Raw genomic sequence first — 6,000 nt, forward strand, 5'->3', positions numbered from 1 at the left:
GTGGCGCCTCGAGCGCCCGTAGCGCCCGGAGGGCCCGGGGAGACGTACCTCCCCGGGCCCTCCGTCCGTGCCGTGCCCCTTGATCAGCCGATCAGGTGCGAAACGCCCGCGTCGCCCGAGGACTGGGTGTTCTGGCCGACGTTGCAGATCTGCTTCGGGGTGCTGTTCAGGATCGGCACCTCGACCGGAACCGCGACGCCGACCACGGCGACGGCGATGTTGTGGACCTCCGGCAGGCAGATGTTCGCGTTGTCCAGGGTGTGGAAGTTCGGGCTGCCGTTGCCGTGGGTGCCGGTCTGGTTGGTGCCGCCGTTGCCCTGGACGGAGGTGGCGGCGCCGTCCGAGTCGACGATGGCGGAGGCCGAGCCGGCGGACATCGCGATGGCGGCGGCGGCCAGGCCGGCGGCGGCGAGGGACTTCTTGATCATTTCCGGTTTTCCTCTCGAGGGGTGAATCGGGGAGCGATTCGAAGGGTGGTTCAGGGGAGTGCAGCTGGGGGAACGGTCAGCCGATCAGGTGGGACACGCCCGCGTCGCCGTGGCTCTGGGTGCCCTGGCCCTGGGTGCAGTACTGCTTGCCACCGCTGTTGGCGATCGGGACCTCGACCGGGACGGCCACGCCGAGCACGCCCACCGCGATGTTGTGGATCTCGGGGAGGCAGACGTTCGCGTTGTCCAGGAAGTGGAAGTTCGGGCTGTTGTTCCCGACCGTGCCGGTGAAGTTGGTGCCGCCGTTGCCCTCGATGGAGGCTGCGGCGCCGTCCGCGTCACCGATCGCCGAGGCGGGCGCGGCGGCGGCGGCCAGCGCGGCGACGGCCAGGCCGGCGGCGGCGAAGGACTTCTGGATCATGGGGAGATCCCTCTCTGAAATGCTCTTGGTTTCCGTGCGTACAACGCGTAGAACGCTCAGACCCGGTCTGCAGTCACTGACGTCCAGATCAAAGAATGACGGCACGGAAGGTTACGGGGATTTTTGAAAAGAGTCCGGGAGGCGCGTCGAAGAGTGGTTTCCGGTCGGATTATTAGGCCGAACCGGTTAACCGCCGCAATCCGTACTCACGGTCACTCGTTGAGGCAGATTGCTTTCCGGCTGCGCCCCGCAGCCCCTCCCTTCAGGGATCTCCAGTACGGACAGGCAGAACGGTGAAAAGCATGAAGTTCTCCAAGCGGGCCGGCGCGATGCTGTTGGCGGTCGGTGCGGGCATGCTCGCCTCCCAGGGAGCGGCCAGTGCCGCCCCGGTCAGCCCCGACCAGGTCGGTGCCCTGGAGGACAAGCTGGCCACCCAGCAGGTCCCGGCGGACGTTCCGCTCACCCCGCTCGGCAGCCGCGTCACGGCCGGCATCCCGACCTCGCTGCTCCTGCCGCCGGCGCCCGGCCGCACCACCAGCACCGAGCTCATCCCGGACCGGCTGGTCCCCGAGCTGCAGACCGGGAAGGTCGGCCCGAGCGCCAAGGCCCAGTTGCCGCTCCCGCTGGTCGACCAGGGCGCCGACCTCGGCCAGGTGCTGCTGGAGGCCCCGGCCGCGCCGCTGCACGCCGACACCCCCGGCCTCGCCGTCGGCAAGCCGCTCGCCCTCGTCCAGGACGGCACCGGCCAGCTGGCCGACGGCCGGCTCAAGGTGGGCGAGGTGGACCCGCGACTGGTCACCGGCACGGTGCAGGCCGTTCCGGGTGCCACTGCCAGCCTCGGCGACGACGACCACCCGATCTCGGTCACCGACAAGGTGGGCGACCTGGCCGCGACCACCACCGCGACCACCACCGGCGTGGTGCAGCAGACCGGCCTGACCGACCTGACCCAGCTCTGAGCCCAGCGGCTCCGGGCACGGTGGAGCCCGGCACCCCGGACGCGACCGGGGTGCCGGGCTCCCGCCTGCGCCGGGCGGCTCAGCCCGGCAGCACGCCGGTCAGCCCACCGACCAGCGGGAGGTCCCGGATGCCGCCGCCCGCGCTCAGCGGGCCGGTCAGCCCGCCGGTGCCGACCGGGGCCAGGCCCTGGTCGGGCTTGACGGTCGCGCCGTTGTTGAGCACGTCGGCCGAGGAGTTCGCCCACGGGTCCAGGCGCAGGTCCTTGACCGGCGCGAGCCCGTAGCCGAGGCCGGAGGTCGTCCCGTTCAGCGCCTGACCGACATCGGTCTTCGCCAGCTTGGCCGGGCCCGACGCGGGGGCCGAACCGGTCGTGGTGGCGGCCTGCGCCGAGCCGGTGCCGAGCAGCACCGTGGCGCCGACGGCGACGACCAGGCAGGCCCCGCTCTTCTTCGAAACCATGCGGATCACCCTTCGGTGGATCGGGGGCCGGACGGCCACCGGCCGCCCGGGGATGCCGAACTGCCCCCCGGCCGGCTGGTCGGGGGGCAGTACGGCCGGAACGGGTGCCGATCGGGGATCAGCAGTCGTCCGCGGGCGGCGGGGGGAGCTCCACGTTGGCGCAGCTGTTGCCGAACGCCGGGTTCAGCAGGCCGACGATGTTGATGGAGTTGCCGCACAGGTTGACCGGGATGTGCACCGGGATCTGGACCTGGTTGCCGGAGACGACACCGGGGGAGCCGGCGGCCACGCCCTCGGCGCCGGAGCTGGCGGCGGCGGACCCGGCCGCGCCGAGCACCAGGCCGGCAGCGGCGGCGGACAGGACGGCGGCCTTCTTCACGTTCTGCATGGGGGTTGATCTCCTCGATCACACACGGGTGGAGCGTGCCGCGCCCCGGCGTCGCGGGGCGCGGCACTCGGTGAATCAGCTGTCGACGGTGCGGCGACGGCCGGTTCAGCCGGCGTTGACGCAGGTGTTGCCGAACGCCGGGTTGAGCAGGCCGATGACGTTGATGGAGTTGCCGCACAGGTTGATCGGGACGTGCACCGGGATCTGGATCTGGTTGCCGGAGAGCACGCCGGGGGAGCCGGCGGCCACGCCCTCGGCGCCGGAGCTGGCGAACGCACCGCCGGCGGCACCGAGGACCAGACCGGTGGCGGCCAGGGACAGGACGGCGGCCTTCTTGAAGTTGCGCATGTCTTTCCTCCGTTTTCTGCCCGACGGATGGGAAATGTCGGGAGCCGGGCGAGCACGAATACTCACCCGCTGGCTTCTGGGGATTGCCGTGATTGTCACTCCGGCGGCGCACACCGGCGTGTTTCGCCCATGGCTCGGGCGTCGACGCGGCCGCCGCGTTCTTCCAGCACCTCGCGAACAATTCCCGCACGGCCGGGAGCGGTTCGGGCGGAGGTGCGACCAGGGGAATTCCCGGTCAGGCGCTGAGGCAGTTATTGCCGAACGCCGGGTTCAGAAGGCCCACCACGTCGATCGAGTTGCCGCACACGTTGAGCGGAATGTGCACGGGCACCTCCACTGAGTTGCCCGAGACCACGCCGGCCGAGCCGGCCGCGACACCCTCGGCGGACGCGCCGTGCAGGTGGTGGGCGGATGCGACGCCGGCGCCGGCGGCGAGCAGGGCGGCGCTGGCCGCGGTGCCGACGACGCCGTGGGCGAGCTTGCGCATGGGCGGTACTCGATTCGTGTGAAGGGGACCGGGTGGATCGTGTTCCGCCAGAGAGAACGAGGCACCGCGCGAGGGGAAACGGTCCGGTCCGCTGATCACCCGAATGCCGGTCGCCGTCCCCGTTGGGCCGGATGGGTGACAGTGCGTCCACTGTCGCAACCGGCCCGGGTGGGTGTCGTTCTTGATGTCGCACTCCCCGTGCATCTCTGTATGAACAGTCAGGAGGCTCGTATGAGCATCAAGAAGACCGCCGCCGTCGGCGCGGCCGTGGTGGGCATCGTGGCCGCCGGCGCCGGCACCGCGATGGCCAGCTCCGGCGCCGAGGGTGTCGCCGCGGGTTCCCCCGGTGTCATCTCGGGCAACCAGGTTCAGGTTCCGGTTCACGTGCCGGTCAACCTGTGCGGCAACACCATCGACATCATCGGCCTGCTGAACCCGGCGTTCGGCAACCACTGCGCCAACCTGGGCTGATCCTGCTCCCGGTTCGGCCGGTACGAGCCGCCGTTCCGCGCTTCCCTCCTGGGGCGCGGGGCGGCGGCTCTCCGCATGTCCGGGGGCGTGTCGGGGCGTCAGGTTCCGGCGGTGTCGCAAGCCTTGTTGCGTTACTTGTCAGTACCTAGAATATGAGACCTGCTCACCTTTCTTGCTCCGCGCCGCTCGGCGCCCGGCCGGGCGGCCCCCCACCCCCCCCCGCAAGGAGTCGCGTGTGATCAGGTCCCGACTGACAGCGGCGCGGCGGCCCCGGACGGTGGCGCGCCGCTCCCCGTACGGCGCACTGCTCGCCACCGGCGCCCTCGTCGCCGCCCTCGGCCTGGCCGGCGCCCCCGCCGCCCTCGCCGACCCGGCCCCCGCGGCCGGCGCCACCCGCCCGGCCGCCATCGTCGCCCTGGGCGACAGCGCCATCTCCGGGGAGGGCGCCGGCACCGACACCAACGACGGCTACTTCCCGGAGACCGACAGCCCCACCAACTACTGCCACCGGCACCCCAAGTCGGAGATCTTCGTCACCGACATCCCCGGGGTCACCCCGATCGACCTCGCCTGCTCCGGTGCCCAGACCGGCGACCTGGTCAGCGATCCCGAACTCGCCAAGGTCACCGGCTCCGGCAGCGGCGACTTCGGCGAGCCCAAACAGGACGTCAAACTCGCCGACGCGGCGGGCAGGTACGACGTGAAGATGGTCGTCGTCACGATCGGCGCCAACGACGACTTCGACTTCAGCGGGATCATGATGCACTGCCTCGCGCAGTACTTCCCGATCCCCAAGGACCAGGGCTGCCGCGACACCATCGGCAGCGACGAGATCGTCCAGCGCGCCAAGCGGGTCCAGCCCAAGGTCGTCGCCGCGCTCCAGAACATCCGGCAGACCATGCGGAAGGCGGGCTACGCCGACTCCTCGTACCAGCTGGTCTACCAGTCGTACTTCAATCCGATCACCCCGGACATCCGGCGCAACGACTACCTCGGCAAGGTCGCCGACGGCTGCCCGGCCTTCCCCGAGGACCTGGCCTGGGGCCACAACTGGGTGGTGCCGACCTTCAGCGACGCGCTGCGCGGCGCCGCCGAGCAGGTGCCCGGCGTGCGCTACCTCGACCAGCGGCGGGTCGCCTTCGGCCACGAGGTCTGCGCGGAGTGGACCAGTTCCCCGTACGAGTACAGCAACGGGGACGTCATCAACCTCGCCGAGTGGGCCCGCAACGGCTGCGACTCGCAGATCGGCATCCCCGGGCTGTGCATGAACATGGTCCGCCAGTCGTACCACCTGAGGGTGGCCGGCTACCGAGGCGAGGGCGTCTGCCTCGGCCAGTTCTTCGCCAAGCCCGAACTGGCGCAGGCCTACTGCACCCTCAACCAGCAGAACACCACCTCCATCCAGCCGCTCACCCCCGGGCAGCCGTTCGCGGACGTCCCCGAGGACGGCTCCTGGTACCAGCTCACCAACGCGGCCAGCGGCAACGCGCTCGACCTCACCGGCGGCGGCACCTACGGCGACTCCACCAACGGCCGGGCCGCCATCACCTATCCGGCCACCGGCGGGCTCAACCAGTCCTTCGTCCTGGAGGCCAAGGCCGGCGGCAGCTACGAGCTCGACTTCAGCGGCAACCGGGACATGTGCCTGGACGCCAACGCCGCCTCCACCACCGCCGGCACCCGCATCCAGCAGTGGCGTTGCAACGGCGGCGGCAACCAGCACTGGGTCCTCAAGCCGGCCGGTGGTGGCCGCTACAAGATCGCCGACTCCCAGGACCCGACCAAGGTGATCGCCCCCGGCACCACCCTCGACGCCAAGGGCAACCCCGCCGTCGAACTCGCCACCGACACCGGCGCCGCGACCCAGCTCTGGCAGCTCACCAAACTCGGCATCGTCTACCTCCACGGCTGATCCCGGGCACCTCCGCGGCGGGGGGCCCCCCCCCCCCGGGGGGGGGGGGCCCCGGGGGGGGGGGGGGGGGGGGGGGGGCGCGGGGCGGGGGGGGGGGGGGGCGGGCGGCGCCCCCCCCCGCCCGCC

Annotated in this window: 9 protein-coding genes; 3 read left to right on the forward strand and 6 right to left on the reverse strand. The window is 71.5% G+C overall.

Annotated features, from left to right (window positions below):
• Window positions 1-83: 83 nt before the first annotated feature.
• Window positions 84-428 carry a rodlet layer protein gene (locus ACIOGZ_RS16620; RefSeq protein WP_363587783.1) on the reverse strand — a complete coding sequence of 115 codons (345 nt, stop codon included), beginning with the start codon at window positions 426-428 and terminating at the stop codon, window positions 84-86.
• A 76-nt stretch (window positions 429-504) separates the two neighbouring features.
• Window positions 505-849, reverse strand: coding sequence for a hypothetical protein (locus ACIOGZ_RS16625; protein WP_030232098.1), 345 nt, complete (start codon window positions 847-849; stop codon window positions 505-507).
• A 302-nt stretch (window positions 850-1,151) separates the two neighbouring features.
• Here ACIOGZ_RS16625 and ACIOGZ_RS16630 point away from each other — a divergent pair, with 302 nt between their 5' ends.
• Entirely contained in the window at window positions 1,152-1,808 is a 657-nt protein-coding gene (locus tag ACIOGZ_RS16630; protein WP_363617823.1) for a hypothetical protein, read from the forward strand.
• A 79-nt stretch (window positions 1,809-1,887) separates the two neighbouring features.
• Here ACIOGZ_RS16630 and ACIOGZ_RS16635 read toward each other — a convergent pair whose 3' ends face one another.
• The 4 genes from ACIOGZ_RS16635 to ACIOGZ_RS16650 all read right to left on the reverse strand — a co-directional run bounded on the left by ACIOGZ_RS16635 (window position 1,888) and on the right by ACIOGZ_RS16650 (window position 3,491).
• Window positions 1,888-2,268 (reverse strand): hypothetical protein, encoded by a 381-nt coding sequence (locus ACIOGZ_RS16635; protein ID WP_363632219.1) that lies wholly within the window; start codon window positions 2,266-2,268, stop codon window positions 1,888-1,890.
• Window positions 2,269-2,386: 118 nt separating this feature from the next.
• Window positions 2,387-2,656: a chaplin gene (locus tag ACIOGZ_RS16640; protein WP_063348863.1), complete on the reverse strand. Its 270-nt coding sequence runs from the start codon at window positions 2,654-2,656 to the stop codon at window positions 2,387-2,389.
• Between the two features lie 105 nt (window positions 2,657-2,761).
• A complete protein-coding gene (locus tag ACIOGZ_RS16645) occupies window positions 2,762-3,004 on the reverse strand; it encodes a chaplin (RefSeq protein ID WP_363587789.1) in 243 nt (80 codons plus the stop codon).
• A 235-nt stretch (window positions 3,005-3,239) separates the two neighbouring features.
• Window positions 3,240-3,491, reverse strand: a complete 252-nt coding sequence (locus tag ACIOGZ_RS16650) for a chaplin (protein ID WP_363374899.1) — start codon at window positions 3,489-3,491, stop codon at window positions 3,240-3,242.
• A gap of 231 nt (window positions 3,492-3,722) precedes the next feature.
• Here ACIOGZ_RS16650 and ACIOGZ_RS16655 point away from each other — a divergent pair, with 231 nt between their 5' ends.
• Both ACIOGZ_RS16655 and ACIOGZ_RS16660 read left to right on the forward strand, forming a co-directional pair.
• A complete protein-coding gene (locus ACIOGZ_RS16655) occupies window positions 3,723-3,962 on the forward strand; it encodes a chaplin (protein WP_363587791.1) in 240 nt (79 codons plus the stop codon).
• Between the two features lie 235 nt (window positions 3,963-4,197).
• Window positions 4,198-5,874 carry an RICIN domain-containing protein gene (locus ACIOGZ_RS16660; RefSeq protein ID WP_363632217.1) on the forward strand — a complete coding sequence of 559 codons (1,677 nt, stop codon included), beginning with the start codon at window positions 4,198-4,200 and terminating at the stop codon, window positions 5,872-5,874.
• The last annotated feature ends 126 nt before the right edge of the window (window positions 5,875-6,000 follow it).

This window comes from Kitasatospora sp. NPDC088160, from assembly GCF_044741445.1.
Lineage (GTDB): Bacteria > Actinomycetota > Actinomycetes > Streptomycetales > Streptomycetaceae > Kitasatospora.

Bases quoted from the DNA above. Each gene is read 5' to 3' on its own strand.
- ACIOGZ_RS16640 (WP_063348863.1), bottom strand. From the start codon at position 2,656: ATGCAGAACGTGAAGAAGGCCGCCGTCCTGTCCGCCGCCGCTGCCGGC.
- ACIOGZ_RS16655 (WP_363587791.1), top strand. From the start codon at position 3,723: ATGAGCATCAAGAAGACCGCCGCCGTCGGCGCGGCCGTGGTGGGCATC.
- ACIOGZ_RS16645 (WP_363587789.1), bottom strand. From the start codon at position 3,004: ATGCGCAACTTCAAGAAGGCCGCCGTCCTGTCCCTGGCCGCCACCGGT.
- ACIOGZ_RS16620 (WP_363587783.1), bottom strand. From the start codon at position 428: ATGATCAAGAAGTCCCTCGCCGCCGCCGGCCTGGCCGCCGCCGCCATC.
- ACIOGZ_RS16625 (WP_030232098.1), bottom strand. From the start codon at position 849: ATGATCCAGAAGTCCTTCGCCGCCGCCGGCCTGGCCGTCGCCGCGCTG.
- ACIOGZ_RS16650 (WP_363374899.1), bottom strand. From the start codon at position 3,491: ATGCGCAAGCTCGCCCACGGCGTCGTCGGCACCGCGGCCAGCGCCGCC.
- ACIOGZ_RS16635 (WP_363632219.1), bottom strand. From the start codon at position 2,268: ATGGTTTCGAAGAAGAGCGGGGCCTGCCTGGTCGTCGCCGTCGGCGCC.
- ACIOGZ_RS16630 (WP_363617823.1), top strand. From the start codon at position 1,152: ATGAAGTTCTCCAAGCGGGCCGGCGCGATGCTGTTGGCGGTCGGTGCG.